The sequence below is a fragment of the Actinophytocola algeriensis genome (genome assembly GCF_014203735.1).
GTDB lineage: Bacteria > Actinomycetota > Actinomycetes > Mycobacteriales > Pseudonocardiaceae > Actinophytocola > Actinophytocola algeriensis.
On record NZ_JACHJQ010000007.1, the window covers coordinates 464,624 to 480,111 of the forward strand.

At 62.0% G+C, this 15,488-nt stretch carries 19 protein-coding genes; 11 read left to right on the plus strand and 8 right to left on the minus strand.

Features of this window, described 5'->3' with window-relative positions; genetic code table 11:
• Window positions 1–6: 6 nt before the first annotated feature.
• From FHR82_RS33480 to FHR82_RS33490, 3 genes are all read left to right on the plus strand, one after another.
• Window positions 7–522, plus strand: coding sequence for a hypothetical protein (locus FHR82_RS33480; RefSeq protein WP_184814590.1), 516 nt, complete (start codon window positions 7–9; stop codon window positions 520–522).
• Window positions 523–709: 187 nt separating this feature from the next.
• Window positions 710–1,201, plus strand: coding sequence for a hypothetical protein (locus FHR82_RS33485; protein ID WP_184814591.1), 492 nt, complete (start codon window positions 710–712; stop codon window positions 1,199–1,201).
• Between the two features lie 74 nt (window positions 1,202–1,275).
• Window positions 1,276–1,752 (plus strand): pyridoxamine 5'-phosphate oxidase family protein, encoded by a 477-nt coding sequence (locus FHR82_RS33490; RefSeq protein WP_184814592.1) that lies wholly within the window; start codon window positions 1,276–1,278, stop codon window positions 1,750–1,752.
• Here the strand turns inward: FHR82_RS33490 and FHR82_RS33495 are convergent.
• Window positions 1,749–2,138: a histone-like nucleoid-structuring protein Lsr2 gene (locus FHR82_RS33495; RefSeq protein ID WP_184814593.1), complete on the minus strand. Its 390-nt coding sequence runs from the start codon at window positions 2,136–2,138 to the stop codon at window positions 1,749–1,751. The two genes, FHR82_RS33490 and FHR82_RS33495, sit on opposite strands and share 4 nt — an antisense overlap.
• A 143-nt stretch (window positions 2,139–2,281) precedes the next feature.
• The gene (locus FHR82_RS33500; protein ID WP_184814594.1) at window positions 2,282–2,536 is read right to left on the minus strand and encodes a hypothetical protein; all 255 of its coding nucleotides are present in this window, start codon (window positions 2,534–2,536) and stop codon (window positions 2,282–2,284) included.
• A gap of 226 nt (window positions 2,537–2,762) precedes the next feature.
• On the opposite strand from FHR82_RS33500, the gene FHR82_RS46670 reads away from it, so the two are divergent.
• The 5 genes from FHR82_RS46670 to FHR82_RS33520 all read left to right on the plus strand — a co-directional run bounded on the left by FHR82_RS46670 (window position 2,763) and on the right by FHR82_RS33520 (window position 6,439).
• Window positions 2,763–2,897, plus strand: a complete 135-nt coding sequence (locus FHR82_RS46670; RefSeq protein WP_260418137.1) for a hypothetical protein — start codon at window positions 2,763–2,765, stop codon at window positions 2,895–2,897.
• The gene (locus tag FHR82_RS33505) at window positions 2,888–3,136 is read left to right on the plus strand and encodes a hypothetical protein (RefSeq protein ID WP_184814595.1); all 249 of its coding nucleotides are present in this window, start codon (window positions 2,888–2,890) and stop codon (window positions 3,134–3,136) included. Before FHR82_RS46670 ends, FHR82_RS33505 begins: the two co-directional genes overlap by 10 nt.
• A 324-nt stretch (window positions 3,137–3,460) precedes the next feature.
• The gene (locus FHR82_RS33510) at window positions 3,461–4,492 is read left to right on the plus strand and encodes a VCBS repeat-containing protein (protein WP_184814596.1); all 1,032 of its coding nucleotides are present in this window, start codon (window positions 3,461–3,463) and stop codon (window positions 4,490–4,492) included.
• 97 nt (window positions 4,493–4,589) lie between these two features.
• On the plus strand, window positions 4,590–5,942 hold the full coding sequence (locus FHR82_RS33515) for a hypothetical protein (RefSeq protein ID WP_184814597.1): 1,353 nt from the start codon (window positions 4,590–4,592) through the stop codon (window positions 5,940–5,942).
• Between the two features lie 23 nt (window positions 5,943–5,965).
• Window positions 5,966–6,439 carry a hypothetical protein gene (locus FHR82_RS33520; protein WP_184814598.1) on the plus strand — a complete coding sequence of 158 codons (474 nt, stop codon included), beginning with the start codon at window positions 5,966–5,968 and terminating at the stop codon, window positions 6,437–6,439.
• Between the two features lie 382 nt (window positions 6,440–6,821).
• Here the strand turns inward: FHR82_RS33520 and FHR82_RS33525 are convergent, their stop codons facing one another.
• The 3 genes from FHR82_RS33525 to FHR82_RS33535 all read right to left on the minus strand — a co-directional run bounded on the left by FHR82_RS33525 (window position 6,822) and on the right by FHR82_RS33535 (window position 9,027).
• Window positions 6,822–7,664: an SAM-dependent methyltransferase gene (locus tag FHR82_RS33525; protein ID WP_221464556.1), complete on the minus strand. Its 843-nt coding sequence runs from the start codon at window positions 7,662–7,664 to the stop codon at window positions 6,822–6,824.
• A gap of 160 nt (window positions 7,665–7,824) precedes the next feature.
• Window positions 7,825–8,673 (minus strand): helix-turn-helix domain-containing protein, encoded by an 849-nt coding sequence (locus FHR82_RS33530; protein WP_184814600.1) that lies wholly within the window; start codon window positions 8,671–8,673, stop codon window positions 7,825–7,827.
• Window positions 8,674–8,817: 144 nt separating this feature from the next.
• On the minus strand, window positions 8,818–9,027 hold the full coding sequence (locus FHR82_RS33535; RefSeq protein ID WP_311771393.1) for a DUF397 domain-containing protein: 210 nt from the start codon (window positions 9,025–9,027) through the stop codon (window positions 8,818–8,820).
• An 866-nt stretch (window positions 9,028–9,893) separates the two neighbouring features.
• Here FHR82_RS33535 and FHR82_RS33540 point away from each other — a divergent pair.
• On the plus strand, window positions 9,894–10,061 hold the full coding sequence (locus tag FHR82_RS33540; protein ID WP_184814601.1) for a hypothetical protein: 168 nt from the start codon (window positions 9,894–9,896) through the stop codon (window positions 10,059–10,061).
• Between the two features lie 119 nt (window positions 10,062–10,180).
• Here FHR82_RS33540 and FHR82_RS33545 read toward each other — a convergent pair whose 3' ends face one another.
• The gene (locus FHR82_RS33545) at window positions 10,181–10,969 is read right to left on the minus strand and encodes a hypothetical protein (RefSeq protein WP_184814602.1); all 789 of its coding nucleotides are present in this window, start codon (window positions 10,967–10,969) and stop codon (window positions 10,181–10,183) included.
• A gap of 244 nt (window positions 10,970–11,213) precedes the next feature.
• Here FHR82_RS33545 and FHR82_RS33550 point away from each other — a divergent pair, with 244 nt between their 5' ends.
• The gene (locus FHR82_RS33550) at window positions 11,214–11,828 is read left to right on the plus strand and encodes a M23 family metallopeptidase (RefSeq protein WP_184814603.1); all 615 of its coding nucleotides are present in this window, start codon (window positions 11,214–11,216) and stop codon (window positions 11,826–11,828) included.
• 1,111 nt (window positions 11,829–12,939) lie between these two features.
• Here FHR82_RS33550 and FHR82_RS33560 read toward each other — a convergent pair.
• Complete coding sequence (locus tag FHR82_RS33560) at window positions 12,940–14,046, minus strand: hypothetical protein (RefSeq protein ID WP_184814605.1); 1,107 nt, start codon at window positions 14,044–14,046, stop codon at window positions 12,940–12,942.
• A gap of 271 nt (window positions 14,047–14,317) precedes the next feature.
• Between FHR82_RS33560 and FHR82_RS33565 the strand changes: the two genes are divergently transcribed.
• Complete coding sequence (locus tag FHR82_RS33565; protein WP_184814695.1) at window positions 14,318–14,533, plus strand: helix-turn-helix domain-containing protein; 216 nt, start codon at window positions 14,318–14,320, stop codon at window positions 14,531–14,533.
• A gap of 24 nt (window positions 14,534–14,557) precedes the next feature.
• On the opposite strand, the gene FHR82_RS33570 is transcribed toward FHR82_RS33565, so the two are convergent.
• On the minus strand, window positions 14,558–15,187 hold the full coding sequence (locus FHR82_RS33570; RefSeq protein ID WP_184814606.1) for a hypothetical protein: 630 nt from the start codon (window positions 15,185–15,187) through the stop codon (window positions 14,558–14,560).
• Window positions 15,188–15,488 lie beyond the last annotated feature (301 nt).

A 15,488-nucleotide genomic window follows, 5' to 3' on the forward strand; every position in this document is an offset into this window, starting at 1 on the left:
GACCATATGAGCGAAGAAGTTGGTCACGGCTCAGTCCATGTCGACTACCACACGTTCTGGCTCAGCGAACGGGAAGATCCGATGCCGACGCCAGGCGCACGACCGTCAAATGGATTGGTGTCGCCACAGCCGGGTGCGGTCGAGATCTGGGCTGGCACTCATACCGGTAGCGTGCCCGTCGCGGTGGAGGTACGCGACAGCGCACCACCCGCGGACGACGTCGCCGAGTGGGATGACGTGGTCGAGACCAACGTGCAGAGCCAACGCGGCAATCTGCTGGTCACCAGCTTCTTCGCTCATATGCCAAAGGAACTGCCTAATCTTGCAGGCTCTGGCGCGGGCCTGTACCGCATCCGGTTCTACGTTCGCGGCCGAGACTCTGGAAGCTCGTATGACTCATACGCCCCGGCCGAGGAGTACCGGATCATCTCCTGGCCCGTCAAGCAACCGACCCCGGAACGCATCTATAAGCAGACAGATGCATATGGTCGAGCTCTTCGCGGGGAGGACGGCGAGGCATAGCGGAAGCGTGCTGAGGCTTGTCCCAGGCGCGGCCGCTAGTACCGCCCGGCCAGGTACTCCCCTGCCGCTGCCCCTCGGCAGGAACCTTGTCCGAGCTCTACCTCGATGATGTACCGCTGACGATGATCAGCTGGCGACTGCCCTCTCGACCTGTAGCGAACGGTACCGATCCAGCGACACTCTCCCCATGGAGACCGCCGCACTCATCGTGTCACTCCTCGCTGTCCTCGTCGCGGGTGGAGCGGCCTGGTACACCCGCGGCCAGAAGTTGGCAGCTGACCGGGCTGTCGAGGAGGCGGCAAGATCAGCCGATGCCTCCGAGCGATCGGCCGACACCGCTGAGTCCGGGCTCGAACTCCAGCGAGTTGCCGAGCGTCGGGCCGAGGAAGCCGCAGAACGAACCGGGGTCACCTGGGAGTTGCTGCGCACAGGCAACAGCACGTACACGCTGTACAACCGTGGGACGCACGCCGCATACGACGTCCGAGTCGACTTGGCGGACCTGGGCGGCATCGGTGCTGGCGTCGAGTCGTTCGATGAGTTTCCCGCTGATCATGCCGAGCAGTACATGCTTTCGAGAGGGATCGCCTCAACGACGACTTCGATAGTCGTGAGGTGGCATCAGCGTCAGGATCGGGCTGACACGCCGAAACGCCAATCGCTGCCAGTGGACTTCTGAACACTTTCCGAGCTGCCACGTCGCTCGGCAGGCAATCAGCCCGGCTCAACACCGAGAGGACGAGGAAGGACGGAATGGACAGCCGCCGCATGCAGCTCGACCAGCAGCAATGCTGGGAGCGACTTCGTACTGCTGCGATTGGGCGGCTGTCCTACACCGAGCACGCGCTACCGGTTATCCGAGCCGTGCCGTTCGTGATCGACGCGACCCGCGTCATCGTCGCGCTCCAGCACTCGGCTTCACGACCCGCCGCATTCAGCCGAGTGGCGATCGTGGCCTTCGAGGCTGGCGAGTGGTCACCAGACACCCAAACAGGCTGGTCAGTGCACTTCACCGGCAAGGCCCAGGTGCTGCCGACAGACGAGGTCGTCCAGGTCCGTGACCTCGGCCTGCACGCATGGATCGATGGCGAGCCAGCGCTCTATGTTCGGTTAGAGACGGCGTCACTGGCAGGTACCTGTCTGACTTCGGCGACATTCCATCCGCCGCAGCAACGGACCGGTGTACCCACCTTTCCAGGCCAGGTAGTCGACAGCTCGTTGGACACTTAGACCTTGGCCTTGCGCTTCCGACTCTTGCTGTTCGCCTCGGCCTGCGCCGCCTCAAACGCCTCGATGATGCCGGCCGAGATGCGTCCGCGGTTGGACACCTCGTGGCCGTTGCGCCGTGCCCAGTCGCGAATGGCCTGCGCCTGCTCGTGGTTGGCGGTCGTCGAGCCGTTGCTCGACTTGGCGGCAGTGCCACGCTTGATGCGGCCGCCGGTTCGCCGAGCGTGGGCCACGAACTCCTCGAGCGACTTGCGCAGGTTGTCGGCGTTGGCCTCAGTCAGGTCGATCTCGTAGCTGACACCGTCAAGGCCAATGGACACTGTGCTGATGTCGTCGGACTGTGTGCCGTCCAAGTCGTCAACGAGCTGGATGGTCACCTGCTGAGCCATGGTACTTACTCCTTGTGGCAAACGAGAAGGGCCGTGCGGAAGATAGGTCCACAACGGATTCGTTGTCGCCAGGCTACCGCATACTGAATTTAATGATCAGGATTGGCTGCTGGTGTCGCAGTCGGCAGTGGCGTCCAGCGGGATCAGGCGGATCGCCGTTCCAACCTGGCAAGACGCCGGTCATGGTCTCGTAGGGTGCGGTTGGTGTCTTCGGCGGTTTGACTGAAGGTCTCGCCGATGGCGTCCTGGACCTGGTCAAGCTTTTGGTCGAGAGTATCGATACGAGTGTTCAACTGCCGTATTTCGCCACGTAGCTCGTCTCGCAACTCGGCGACGTGCTGCGACACCGTAGCTTCGATGAAATGCTTGAGATCGTCAAATAGTTGTTCGTTGGTCATATGCCGATCATTATGGCGAATCTTCCAACGATTTGCAAGATGCACAACCTGGCTTCGTGAATTCCACGACATTCCTCCTCCACTTATTCCGACCGGGTTCCCTAATGGCGTTTCGGCAAGGCCCAACGGTTTATCGAAAACGGCCCGCATGCAGGGCGAAACGGGGTATGAGCGCATTGGACCAGCAGGATAAAGTGACCGATGGAATGCATCATCTTTCGCCGCGTTGGCGGTAACACCAAGCAGCGAGGTCTGGGACTACCAGGTCCTGCCGGACGGCGACGGGCGCGTCACGACCAGGACGGACCTTGATGTGCTCCATGAGGGGATCGACGGCCAGGCCATCGCCGTGTGCGGCTGACGCCCGAGATCTCCATGTGGGTCGACGAAGACGGGGCCATGCAGCCCGAGTGGCGCGTCAACCAGCTGGCGTCGTATATCTCGACCGGGCTCGGGCGCGCCTTCGAGCTGTTCGTCGGCGTGTCGATGTTCACCGGTGGGATTGACCACCGCGGGAACCTCGAGCCGCTGAGCTGCGGCGCGCGGACGAACGATCGCCAGCCTGATCGACGAGCTACGCAGCATGCCGGGAGCGAATAAGCCAGGTCACGGCTACCAGCCCTCCTGCCTGTCCAGTTTCTGTCAACTTAGCATCACCCGGACGCCCTATTGCATAGGACGCTATGCAGCCCGTCAGTAACAGCCTGTTGGCAGGCTTAGTCCAGGTAAGGGCTGTTTGAGTGAACAAACGATCACTACATTGTGTGATACCGCGCCACAGGGATAGCGTCACCTGGTCCGAAAATCGACGCTGGGGGCAGGGTCGTGCAGGATGTTCATTTGTCGTGCGCGGCTCCATGTATCGGGGTATTCGCGCATCTCGAAGACCTTGCGCCCCAGTGCTCATTGCAGACTAGGGGCACTGTGAACAGTCAACAACGAAGACCGCTCACCCAGCTTCATCGATTTGTCAACGTCAGTTTGACCATAGGCCTAACATTCGCGGTGTTGGTCGGCACGCACCAGGCCGCACCCGCGGCAACGAGCAAGCCAGCGTCGACGCCGGCGTCCGTTACGAAACTCGCGCCCAATGACAACATCCAGCGGTCAACCTCACGGTCGCGGGACGTAACCGGCGATGCCTGGCCGGACATCGTTGCCCGGGAACCGGGCATCAACAGCGGCACGCTGTGGGTCTATCGGCACACCGGCAGCTTCAGCGGCACGTCAACGTTTGCAGGACGGGTGCTCGTTGGGACGGGCTGGAATGGCCACAACTGGATTGGCGTGGCCGAGGTGACCGGCGACACGCAGGACCCCGAGCTGACGCCGGAGGCACCGGCCGACCTGCTGGCTCGCCGCGCATCAGATGGCGCGCTCTTGGTCTACCCGCACAGCGGGACCTTCAATGGAACCAGCACGTGGCGATCACCAGTTCTCATCGGTCAAGGCTGGAACGGTTTCAGCGAGCTAATCCTGGCCGACGTCACGGCCGACGGGTTCGACGACATCCTGGCCTACGACGGCAGCAATCTATGGGCCTATCCACACAGCCGGACGTTCAACGGCGTGAACACATTCCTGCCGCGGGTGCACGTCCGCAGCGGCAGCATCGGCTGGCTGCTGGCCACCGAATGGCACCGCGACACACCCGATCTGATCAGCAACTCCTTCGCCACGGGCACTATGACCGTCGCCCGCCACCTTCGTGACTTCGACGGCACCAACACCTGGGCGGGGACCAGCACCGACGTTGCTGCCGGCCTGTTCACCGGCTCCTTCATCAACCTGCTGTCGCTGTCAGACCTGAACGGCAACGGCACCGACGACGTCATCGTCCGATCGAAGAGCGGCACGCTGATCGCTTACCCGTTCATGGGCGTCAACGGCCTGAACTCGTTCGGTGAGCCAGCCACGCTGGGGACCGGTTGGCAGATCATGGACCTGGTCACGTGAGCCGCGCCCGGCGGCCACGTGGCCGTACAACGCAACTCGTCAGTGGGCACCTCTCACCTGGAGCGTCATGAACAGAACTTGGCCGAGACGCTTGACCATGGCGGCCCTCGCTGCCGTCATGGCATGGAGCCTCACGAGCTACACCGGCACAGACCCAGCGGCGACCGCCAGCACGGCCCCATCGCCTTCGACTCAGAATGCACCATCGGACGGTCTGGTGATTGGCGATGAAACATCAGGTAAGAGCTTTCCTGAGCAGAACACCGAGATCGAAGCACGACTGCGCGACCAACCGAAGGGCGACGAGCTCTACCGGATGGCCGAAGACGGCGAGTATCTGGTAACAACTGACGCCAGGTCACCTCGGCTCAACCTGCCTGGCACTGTTGGCGTTAATGCCATCGATCCTGTTACCTGGCAGGAATGTGCGAGCCATTTCAATATCGATGTGGCACCATACTGGTTCAAGAACAAGTACAACATCTGCAGGCGATCGCCTGTCACTCTTTTGTTCGTACGACGTGACGATCACGGCACAGTGGTCGACAGTGGAACTGTCGAGTTCCAACTTGAGTTCATAGGCACCATGCGGAGTACAGAGAACGTCATTGATTTCAGGTTCCGGATGTTGAACTTCCAAACGACCGGCTGGACCGATCCGACCTGGCTTTTTCACATACAACTTCCATGCCTTAACGCTGATCCCGCTCGCACAAGCGACTGCACAACACCCACTGGCACGCCCTCTTTCTACGAAATGCCTGTCAGCGAGTGGCAACGCCGAGCGGGCGAAGAGTTTGGCATCGCTAAGGCTGGCACCACGACGGCCGTCCCCGCAGGCGACAAGTATCGAGCCGAGCTACGCGGGTTTTTTGCTTTCGGATTGCAATTGACTCTTTTCACGCCGCAGGGACCCCAGTCGGATGTCACACCGGACGAGATTTTCCGTTGTGACATCGCCAATTACATCAGCGGTAGCCGCTGCAACTTCAACAATGTCGGCTCGGTCCTCGAGTTCAGCCTGTCAGATTCAACGCTGTCCCAGTCGGCGGAGTTCATCAATGACGCCCAGACTGACATCACCCGAACTTCCCCAGGCATTCCCGGGAAGAAGGTTCCTGGAGCCCCGGGAGACATCCCTCTTCATCGGCTGTATAAGGCATACGATACCGACAACACAATTCAAGCATCGCGCAGAAAGGTACCCAAGACCTGCCGACGCTACCACGGGCCCGGTTACACCAAGGGCGGGACGAAACAATGCGACGAATATCCGTTAGCTACTACCTACGAAAATTCAGTCCGCGTCGACACACGGACGGTCTATGACTACGCAGTGAAAGCAATCGACAAAGATCACAACGAGAAGGCGGGAAGAGTGTACGGGTCGTGGCTGTCAGCCGACCACATACTTGACTACGACCCGTTCTGGGTGAAGATAGTGCCCTAGCACGGCGACGGTAACCTGTCCGAGTGGCGAGACCTGAACTGCTGGCTGAACTCGACGACACCATCCTCGTCGAGTTCAGCCACTTCACGCTCCAAGAGGTGCCCATGCTCCGCGTCGCCGACAGCGGGCAATCGACCGAAGGTCGACGGTCCGCACCTGGTCCGGGCGGGGTCGTGTTTCGAAGCCGCGCGTCTGACCACTACCCGTCGGTACGCATCGAACTTTGGACTGCGAGACCGGAGCCAGCCGGCGGTACCTGGGACACGACCGAGGAAGCCACAACCAACCTCGCTGGGGAAGTGCGGCTGAAGTCGATCGCCGCGTCGATGTCCGACAACGCAATCTCCCTGCCGCAGTCAGGCGAGTACGGCGTGATCGTGTACGTCCGTGATGATCCTCGAGTCGACGAGCTTGAGGAAGGGTCATTCGCGGAGACAGCCGAACGCTGGCTGGTGCAGCTGTGGCCTCGTGAGTCGAGCTCTACCGCAAACCGCTAACCGGCGAACGCCGCGCCCGTAACGACAGCCCGGCTGCTGCCAACAGCAGTACCGCCGCGACGGCGACACAGGCCGAGGCCCCGATCTGAGGCCAGGTTGGATCGGCCACCGGGCCGCACTTGGAAGGCGCGGCGGTCATCTCACATACATAGATGCCACCATCGCTCGAGACGGACACTGCCTCGACTTTTGCCTCTGGTCGCTCGCTGAGCTCGCCGGCAAGCAGGAAACAAGCCGCGACGACAAGCAGCGCTAGCGCAGGCGCGACCAGCGTCGTACTCAAGCGGATGCCTGCTGCCCATCTGGGAGCCATGGGAACAGTATGCAAGACGCTAGAGGGAGAGGCCACGGACGAGGTGTAACCAGGCCGTGTGGCAGCTGGTCAGGTGACCTTCTCCCCCACACCAGCCCAGACCACCGCTTCGTTCGGAGAACCGAAGGAGACAGGTCGAGCCGTTGGGCCGGTCTCCTCGGGGTGCCACTCAGGCGTCCAGGTCCAGCCAGGTTCGACGAGCTGGAAGTCAGCAAGCAGTGCGGCGATCTCGCTACGTGTACGCCAGATGACGACGCTGCTGCTTGACTCGTCATACATGCGCTTCAGTTCGACCAGTCTGTCGCCCAGCTCGGCCGGCACGCCCTCATCGGTGATGTGCGAAATCGCCAAGTATGAGCCCTTGGGCAGCAGCTCACGGAACCGTGCAACCGCCTCCGGGCCGACGTCGGTGCCGTCAGCGTTCGGCTGGTGGACATGGAGCACCGCGATCAGCAACAGCGCGATCGGTTCGTTGGGGTCGAGCAGCTGAGTATCCATCGCCTTCTGCCACAGCTCGTCTGGACGCCGGAGGTCGGACTCGATCACGACGTGACGAGCGGCATCGCCCTCGCGGGTGAGCAGCATGTTGGCATGGGCGACAGCGACCGGATCGTTGTCGACGTACACGACCCGCACATCCGGCACCCCGCCAGCTTCTTGCCTGGCTTCGTCAGCCACTTGATGGGTGTTGCCCGCGGTTGGCACACCGGCGCCGATATCGAGAAACTGCCGCACACCCCGCTTGGTCAGATATCGCACCACCCGATTGAGCAGCTGCCGGTTAGCCAGCGCGATATCCCTCAGCAGGGGAAATTTTGACAGGACGCGATCCCCAAATTCTCGATCTATCGCCCAGTTGGCGGTACCTCCGAGATAATAGTCGTAGACCCGTGCGACGCTCGGTCGCTTCAAGTCAACCCCTTCAGGCGGAACCGGATCTGACGTTCTCTCGGGCACAGACTGAGCCTCCCCGCTATCGCGTCCTCGGATTAATCATCGATGCTAGCGAACAGAGTCTGCAACAAGCAGCGCGGGCGGGGATGCCGTTGAGAAGTTGTGACCGGCCGTCCGGTTACCAGCTACGAGCCTCTTCGATGAGGTCGCGTAGAAACTTCCGTGTGTCGTCGACGCTGAGCGCCTGGGCGTAGGCCTTCTCCCAATACTTGATGTGAGCACTCACCTGCTTGCGGCCGGTGTAGATCCGGCCTTCGCCCTCCCCGTACTCGTGGTACAGCTGGTCGTTCGTCGGGTCGTCGAAGCGCAGAACGGTCAAATCGTGCGGGATGTACGGGAGGTTGGCTTCCCAGGGCAACACGTGCACGAACAAGCGCTTGCGGTAGGTGTCCATCATCCTGAGCAGGTGCTCGATCTGATCAACTGCCAGCCGAGCCGTCCGTCCACCAGGCATGCGGTAGAACGATGACACGCTAAAGACGACCCGATACCGCGGCGGCCGCGGGATCGTGAACAGCTCCTCGCGCTCAAGCCTACTTTCGGTGATCGAGTTGACGTCGTAGAGCTGGTCAGTGAGTTGGTACTGCTCCAGCATGTACATCTCGGACTGCAGCAAGTTGGGGATGCGCTCTGAGTAGAAGGCCAACACTTCGACCGCTTCACGTTCCAACGCGAGAAGCTTGAGGTACTCGCGGTTGGCCGCAGCGCCGGCCGATGGCCCAGCCATCGACTGCGCCGCTAGCAGCCGTATCCGCTCCTCCTGCGCCTTCGACGGAGCGTAGAGGCGGAGCAGGTCGTTCAGGTCCTGGACACTGACCACGACCGTGTCGATTTCGATCTTGTTGATCTTTGATTGCGTACAACCCAGCGCCGCTGCGACGCGTTGCTGAGTCATGTTCGCCCCCTCGCGCGCCTTCTCCAACTCGATCCCCAGCTGCAGTCGGCGCTTAGTGGCGTCATGTGCCACCCGCTGTACCACCCCATCACTCGCAGGAACTCTCGTGCCCCTCGAGAGTCATCGATATATGACCGCTTTCGCTAGCCAATCAGCCGATCGTGCTGCACCGTCCTCCATCCGGGTGCGGACGGCCGACGGCGACAGTGTCAGAGTTTAGCGCACAGCACGGACCAAGAACTCGTTCCACTGGCGACGATCGAACGTCAGGATTCCGCCCGTCAAATTTTTTGAGTCTCGCACCCCAACTGCGGTGCGACCCAGCCACAGCTCCACACAGTTGTTGTTCGGCGTGCTGCGGCTCGCACGCACCCAGCGGTCGCCTTTCGCGGCGGCCCTCCTCTTGATAATGATCATGTGCTTCATGATCGAATCAACCTCCCCAGGATGCACGGCCCCGATTAATCGCGTGTGCCGATTATTCCTCCACCGCTCCCAACGTAGATCACTCTGGAAGCATCCGCGCAGGTAGAGGCCGCCTTGTGGCCACGCCTGAATCGAATCGATACCCAAGGTCAACTCGGCCCATCGCCGACGACTAATCGGCGGTTGGGCCGCTCGGTGGCCTCGCGCCACCGGAATGGCCTAGCGACCACAGGGAACGCATACAGTCAGTCGCAGACCTCCGACCGAGGATTCCCGGAAAGAGTGGTCACGCCGGGACGACTCTGCTCGAAAGTGCAGACTAATCGAGTTCGATGCACGTGCAATTGGCCCCGCCGATCACAACCGACCGTTCGTCGTAAAACAGCCGCCGTTCGGCGCAGACAACCAGCGGGTTTGGCCACGACGGGTCGCCATGTGCAAACTAGTGATCGAGCCAGCACGTCGCGCCATTCGTCGCCTCTGCACGCCACGCAGGGAATCCCAACACCCCATATGGCGCGGCTCCCTGTCATCAGCAGGGAGCCGGCTCAGCTGAACCACTCAAACGTCCAAATTTGGAGCCCAGCGTGTCGACTATAGATGGCACCTCGCCGACTAATCCAGCCGAAGTGCCAGGCGGGTCACCCCAACGGGTGCCCCGAATCACCCTCGTTATCCACGGTTCGCCTGTCGGACAGCGTCCGCCAGGGACCTCCCCGGCGCGGCCCTCACCAGTTCCCGCACCCACTGCGGAAGCTGGTCGGTCTGGATGTCAGCGGCACGGCGGTCGACACGAACTTGTCGACCCGACCTGGTTCGGTCGGCTTGAGCGTCTGTTGCACTCGTGGCCGATCACATTGCGCCTGGTGCTGCTGGTGGCCGTCGTACTGACGGGCACCGCCGCAGTCGCGGCGACCCTCGGCCTTGGCGGCCAACTGCTGCTGGCCGCACTCAGCCTTCGCGCCCGCGGGGACCACCGTCGTCGGTTGGCTGCGCTGCGCGACTTGACGACAACAGCGGAAGCCAACAGGTAGCCGACGAGCATGCGTTGCAGCTCCAGCCTCCCCTAGCGGCGCTGGAGCTGCAACGCATGCCGATCGACGTGCGACAGCGTGCGAAGCTGATCACCACGTGCTCAGAACGAAGAACGTCTCTAACACTGAGGAAGGGCAAGTCCGCCGCGGTAGCTCTCCTCGATGTACACCTCGGAGATGTAGCCGCGGCGTCCATCGCGCCACTCGATGCCGTACCAGATGTCTGAGGCAACAAGGCCTGGGTTCTGCTTGATGCCATCCGACTCGAGGTCGGCGTTGGTCAGCCACTCCCCCTCGGTCTGGCAGTAGGCGGTGAGCTTCGCACCGGAGTAGACATCAGTGCCGCCGAGCTTGCAGCCAGTGTTGGCGCAGCGGGAGACGGTGCGGCTCGACAGGTACGACGGACTGTCGTCTTCGTCGAGTGCCGTCGGCCCGATAGCGACCTTGTTCTGCACGACGATGTCCCTGCTCCCAACTGGTGGGTTGGCAGCTCTACCATCTACGCCCTCTGGCACATCTGAGTTCTGTGCGACGAGCAGGCCGATGACCACCCCTGCCACAACGCCGACGGCAACGATTGCCCCGATCAGCCAGTGCCGCTTCGACGAGGTCGGTTCAGGTTCCCCCGCGGCAGCAGACTCCTTCGAGGCGATCCGGTCACGGCGTTCTACCCACGCATCAACCTCCTGGGCACCGAGGTCCATCGCCTGCAGGACATCACGCACGAGATCTCTGTTGGGAAGGCCGTGGCCTTTGCGAGCACTGTCGATGGTCGTCTTACCCCAGCCGGACAGCTCCGCGGCCCGACGGAGTGACATACCCCGGGCCTTGAACACGGCGTCGAACTCCCGGCAGAACCTGTCGAGCGATTCCTCGCTGGCGTCATCGCCTCGTGAGGTCGTGGTCACGGCCACAGCATGACGCCAGGGCCGAACAGCGCCAAGCAGATGTGACGAGTCGTCACGGCCTGGGTCCGAGTTGTCCGGGACATGTCCGGGACGGCCGGACACCCCATGAGCAGGCCAAACCCTGCAGATTGAAGGTCATCGCCGCGCTCCACCAACGGCGAGCTGTTGATGACAGAAACTGGTCAATCTGAAGGGTTCCGCTATGTCTCAGCGAACTGCACACCGACGACGCGAATGGGTCGGCTTGCGCGGCACTGGATTGCTCGCCATTACGTTCCTGCTGGCGATGCTCGGCTTCACCTCGACCGCAGCGGCTGCCGAGCCGGCAGTGTGGGTTGGCTCGCCACTGGCGGCGACCTGGCCCACGGGCTCGTCGTTGCCGAGCCAGCACCACATTCCCTACAACGGCGACTGGTCAGCCGACCTGCAGTCCGTCCGCGTTGGTGCCCCGGTTGTGCTGTACGCCGCACCGCAGAACGGCTCGACGTCGGTTAGCGCCCGGGTCGAGATCGTGCGCCCGGCCTGCGCCTCCGGCGTCATCGCCGATGGCGGCTACCGCGTCACCGTCGGGCTGTTCACCGGTGGCACCAAGATCGGTTCCGCCACCTACGCCCACATCAACCCGTCGGTGAGCCAGGGCGCGACCATCCCGCGCTGGAACACCCAGCTGGGCGTGGTCGGCAACTACCGATCGAGCTCGTGCTGGACCGGCCCGCACGTGCACGTCGAGCTGTACTCCCAGCACAACTACGCCTGCTACAACCGCGGCTGGGCACCGGGGCAGGCTATGTCGCCGACGAACTTCATCGGGTTCACCGGTGGTGCGTTCGCCTCGGGACAGCGGGCGGCTTGTCCGTGATGTAGCCGTGGGAACGTGCAGAAGTTAGAAGTCGCGGACATCCACCGGAGGCACGGGCTGTACACGCCTAGCGCCCCCGGTGGATGCGCTCAGCCAGCGCTCAACCCATCAAGGTTTCGACGGATCAACGGGTTGAGCTGCTGCGGTACCACTCGAGTCAGGACGACGAACGTCAGCATGGTCGCCACTGCCACCGCGGCCACCACAGCAATACAGATCGTTGCGACGGGCAGCACCACCAACAGGCTGACCACCCAGCAGCGGCCAAGCAGTCGCTCCGCGTGGCTACGCCAGCCTCGGTAGGCCTGTCTCGATGGCAACGCATGCCATCGACGTTGTAAGGTCAACGGGTTGCATCCTTTCCTGTCATTCACGTGTCAGATGGGTACAACAACTGCGCGGCCTCTCGCCCCAACGGGAGGTCGCGCCTTTCTATGCCCGGGGTATTACCCGTGCTTCTGGCTGCCAGCTGACGGCGGCGTCGATGTGTGGCGACACTCCTGATCGGCTAGCCGCTCCAGCCTACGACACGTCGCAAACGGCACGTTGCACCGACTCATCGTCCGCTGAGCAGGGCAACCGCGGTTTACAAGATCACTTTCTGCCGCCTGGCGGCTATGCTGACCTGCACACTCACCCATTCGTGTGTCACTCAATAGTCTTTGCAGATTTAGATGCAAGTCGCTCGAAAAGCCCGGGTTGTGTCGAAAAGCAGGCGCCATCTTCATGCAGACTGCAACGCAACTCGCACGCAGATCGCGCCATTCGCCGCAGGATCAGCCGAGTTGTGACCACAGCGGTTCCACACGTAGTCCTACTGCGCAGAGATACGATGCACCGTGCACAACGGCTACCAGTGCACCTTGACCACGAACATGTGAAAGCTCCTCCTCCCGAGGCTGATGCGAGCACTCGTCATCAACAGCGGCAGCGAACATCACCCGATCGGGCCGCGATCATGCCCGGGAGGTGCAACGGCTGGAGTCATCCGCCGAGGCGTTCATGGTCAATTCTCAAGCCGACTTTGACAGGTCAGCGACGCTCTCGTCGCATCGAGTCGACACCAGTTGAGACAGAGCGGCACAACCGCTTGGGCTGACTCCGCTGCGGACTAGCTGGTTAAGGCCTCTAACTCGTTGTCGAGCACCCACACGAACGCCACCCCTGACCGCGGGAAGATCCAGCCGTCGAACGCGATGTCCACCGTCTTGGCAGAGGTGGCAGCGGGTGCCTGCTCAACACGGGCTTGTTCCGTGCCGGCGAAGTAGTCGAGCGTGTTGATGCGCCGGATGCCTGCACCCGCGTAGTCGAGCCGAACACGAAGACCCTTGGTCGGACGTGGCAGGTCGAGGTACAGCAGATGGCTGTGACGCTGCGCCAGGACACGGTAGGTGTACCTGACCGCCACTTCTCGAGCGTCATTGACGCTGCCGAGGCTGACCGAGTAGACCTGCCCGCTCTTGCGAGTGTCACGACGGATCCGCCGCGGCTTGCCATCCACAGTGAGCTGGAGCAGCTCGAAGACGTCCTTGCTGCCGGGATCGATCCCGCTGGATCGGTCGAAGTGCCAGACCGATGTGATGGTCGGGTCGCGCAGCATCTCGCGGTACTCGGCCGACTCGGACACGCACGCGAACCGCATGGTGCTGCTTGCCGGTACGACGCGGTACTCCCAGCGGATGGTGGCCACGAACATGGAGCCGCGGCCAACGGCCGGCCCCTGCTCCCAAGGCGCAAGCGAGACCGAGGCGTCGACGTCGCGCCAGCGCTCGGGTGCTCCGATCACCTGGTCACGGAGGTCGGCGTAAGCATCGCGCGCCAGCAGCTCATCACCAAGACGCAGACCGAGCGCGTTGGTCGCGATCCGGTCGAGGTTCTCGGGCGAGGCGACGTCTTTCAACGTGCTGGGGTTAAAGGCGAGGCTGTCGAGGACAGCGTCGCGGATGGACGGGGCTTCCTCACGGATGACGGTACGGAACCGCTCGGCCGCGATTGCCTCGGACTCCTTGCGCGCGTAGTACTCGAAGATGACAGCGATGACGCCTGCGCTCAGCAGGGTTGTGCCGAGTTCGCTGATCGGCCAGCTGAGCAACCAGCTCCAGGCAGGATCGGTCGCGACGTACTTGGCGACAAAGAGCAGACCAACACCAACGACAGCAGTCACCAGCCCGGCGAGACGGAGTTTGGTCTTGTACAGCTGGTGAAGCAGGTGGGACATTTCATGATCGAGTATAGCAGCAATTCAACGTTCATTGAATATGCCGCGAGCACCCCCGGGTTGGAATAACCGACCCAGGGGTACTCGCTTGATCGACAGCTCGCTGCTGATCAGGTGCCGCCACTTCCGCCGCTCATCGCGTTGCGCATCGGTTCACCCCCTTGAGGGATCCGACCGCCCAGCAAAGCTCCAGGTCAGCCCCTGGAACAGCTTCGATGCTACTCATAGGTCTGTAGACTGACAAGTAGCAGATCGCGACGCTCCGATCTTGATGGAGGGCGATCTGCAACGCAGGGTGGGCAGCAGGCTGCGCGCCATCCGCGTTGCGCGCGGCCTCAGTCAGGAAGACTTCGCCGACGCCGCGGGGGTGCATCGCACCTACATGGGCGGCTTGGAGCGCGGGGAACGCAACATTACTCTTCGCGGCCTTGAGCGCGTAGCGGAGCGGATCGGGGTCGATCCACTCAAGCTACTGGTGGACGATTAACAGCAAATCGAGAGTAACGGCTCACTAGTTGTAAGGCCACCAGAACTTACGCGCTTCTCGACAGACGTCTTCTAGGATCCGGCAATATTCAGCAGGCGCTTCTCGACCATCCAAAGAGCCGGTGACCTTGACGTAGGCAATGTTTTGATCGTTTTCGAAAGTCACCGGCCCAAACGCCGGGTGATCTTGTTCGGGCCCGTCGGTTTCACACCTGCGGAACTGCGCCTCCCCGACAGGATCTCCCGCTTTATTCATCGGCTCGAACTTGACCACCAAGCGACACTTCTCGGCCTTCGCAGCAGCCGTCGGGTTGACATGGCCCGAGGCAGCTATTTGACCGTCGCCCTTTACGACGACTTCGCCAACAAGATTAAATTCGTCGAGCGTTATTTCGAAGTGCGTGCGGGCGAGGTCATCGTCGGGCCGAGCCGCGGGCGCGCGGCTTGGGGGCGTTGATGGAGTAATTGGAGGCGAGGTCGGGGAGTTGGAGCTGCTTGAGGGAAGGTCAGACGGCCGAGTGCCCTGGTCGGAGCCGTTAACAGTGATGAGCTGCACACCTACGCTCACGAAGCCGCTGATGAGTGCCACGACGACCGTGCCAACAACGGTCCATATAGTTATCTTCAGCGCGTTCTTACCGTCACCCGTGCTCATGCTTCCTCCCGAGGATCATGCAAGTGCCCGAGGAATGAACGGCAGGAGCGTAGTCACGTCTTCTGGGTAGAGCCACCTGGACGGGGTACAACACCCCGTCCAGGTGAATACGAGAACCTCAGGTTGCACAATCTCGCGTCAGCATGTATGTGGCGACACTGACCGCCGCAGCGAGGCAGATCAAGGCAAGCGACGGAAACGCGTCCCATACCCGCACATAGAAGAGGTGTCGACCAGCGTCGAAACCCGCCAATGCCATCGTCAAGCCGATGAGAGCTTGGAAGACCCGAGTGCCAGATTT

Bases quoted from the DNA above. Each gene is read 5' to 3' on its own strand.
- FHR82_RS33480 (WP_184814590.1), top strand. From the start codon at position 7: ATGAGCGAAGAAGTTGGTCACGGCTCAGTCCATGTCGACTACCACACG.
- FHR82_RS33485 (WP_184814591.1), top strand. From the start codon at position 710: ATGGAGACCGCCGCACTCATCGTGTCACTCCTCGCTGTCCTCGTCGCG.
- FHR82_RS33490 (WP_184814592.1), top strand. From the start codon at position 1,276: ATGGACAGCCGCCGCATGCAGCTCGACCAGCAGCAATGCTGGGAGCGA.
- FHR82_RS33495 (WP_184814593.1), bottom strand. From the start codon at position 2,138: ATGGCTCAGCAGGTGACCATCCAGCTCGTTGACGACTTGGACGGCACA.
- FHR82_RS33500 (WP_184814594.1), bottom strand. From the start codon at position 2,536: ATGACCAACGAACAACTATTTGACGATCTCAAGCATTTCATCGAAGCT.
- FHR82_RS33515 (WP_184814597.1), top strand. From the start codon at position 4,590: ATGGCGGCCCTCGCTGCCGTCATGGCATGGAGCCTCACGAGCTACACC.
- FHR82_RS33535 (WP_311771393.1), bottom strand. From the start codon at position 9,027: ATGAAGCACATGATCATTATCAAGAGGAGGGCCGCCGCGAAAGGCGAC.
- FHR82_RS33560 (WP_184814605.1), bottom strand. From the start codon at position 14,046: ATGTCCCACCTGCTTCACCAGCTGTACAAGACCAAACTCCGTCTCGCC.
- FHR82_RS33565 (WP_184814695.1), top strand. From the start codon at position 14,318: ATGGAGGGCGATCTGCAACGCAGGGTGGGCAGCAGGCTGCGCGCCATC.
- FHR82_RS33570 (WP_184814606.1), bottom strand. From the start codon at position 15,187: ATGAGCACGGGTGACGGTAAGAACGCGCTGAAGATAACTATATGGACC.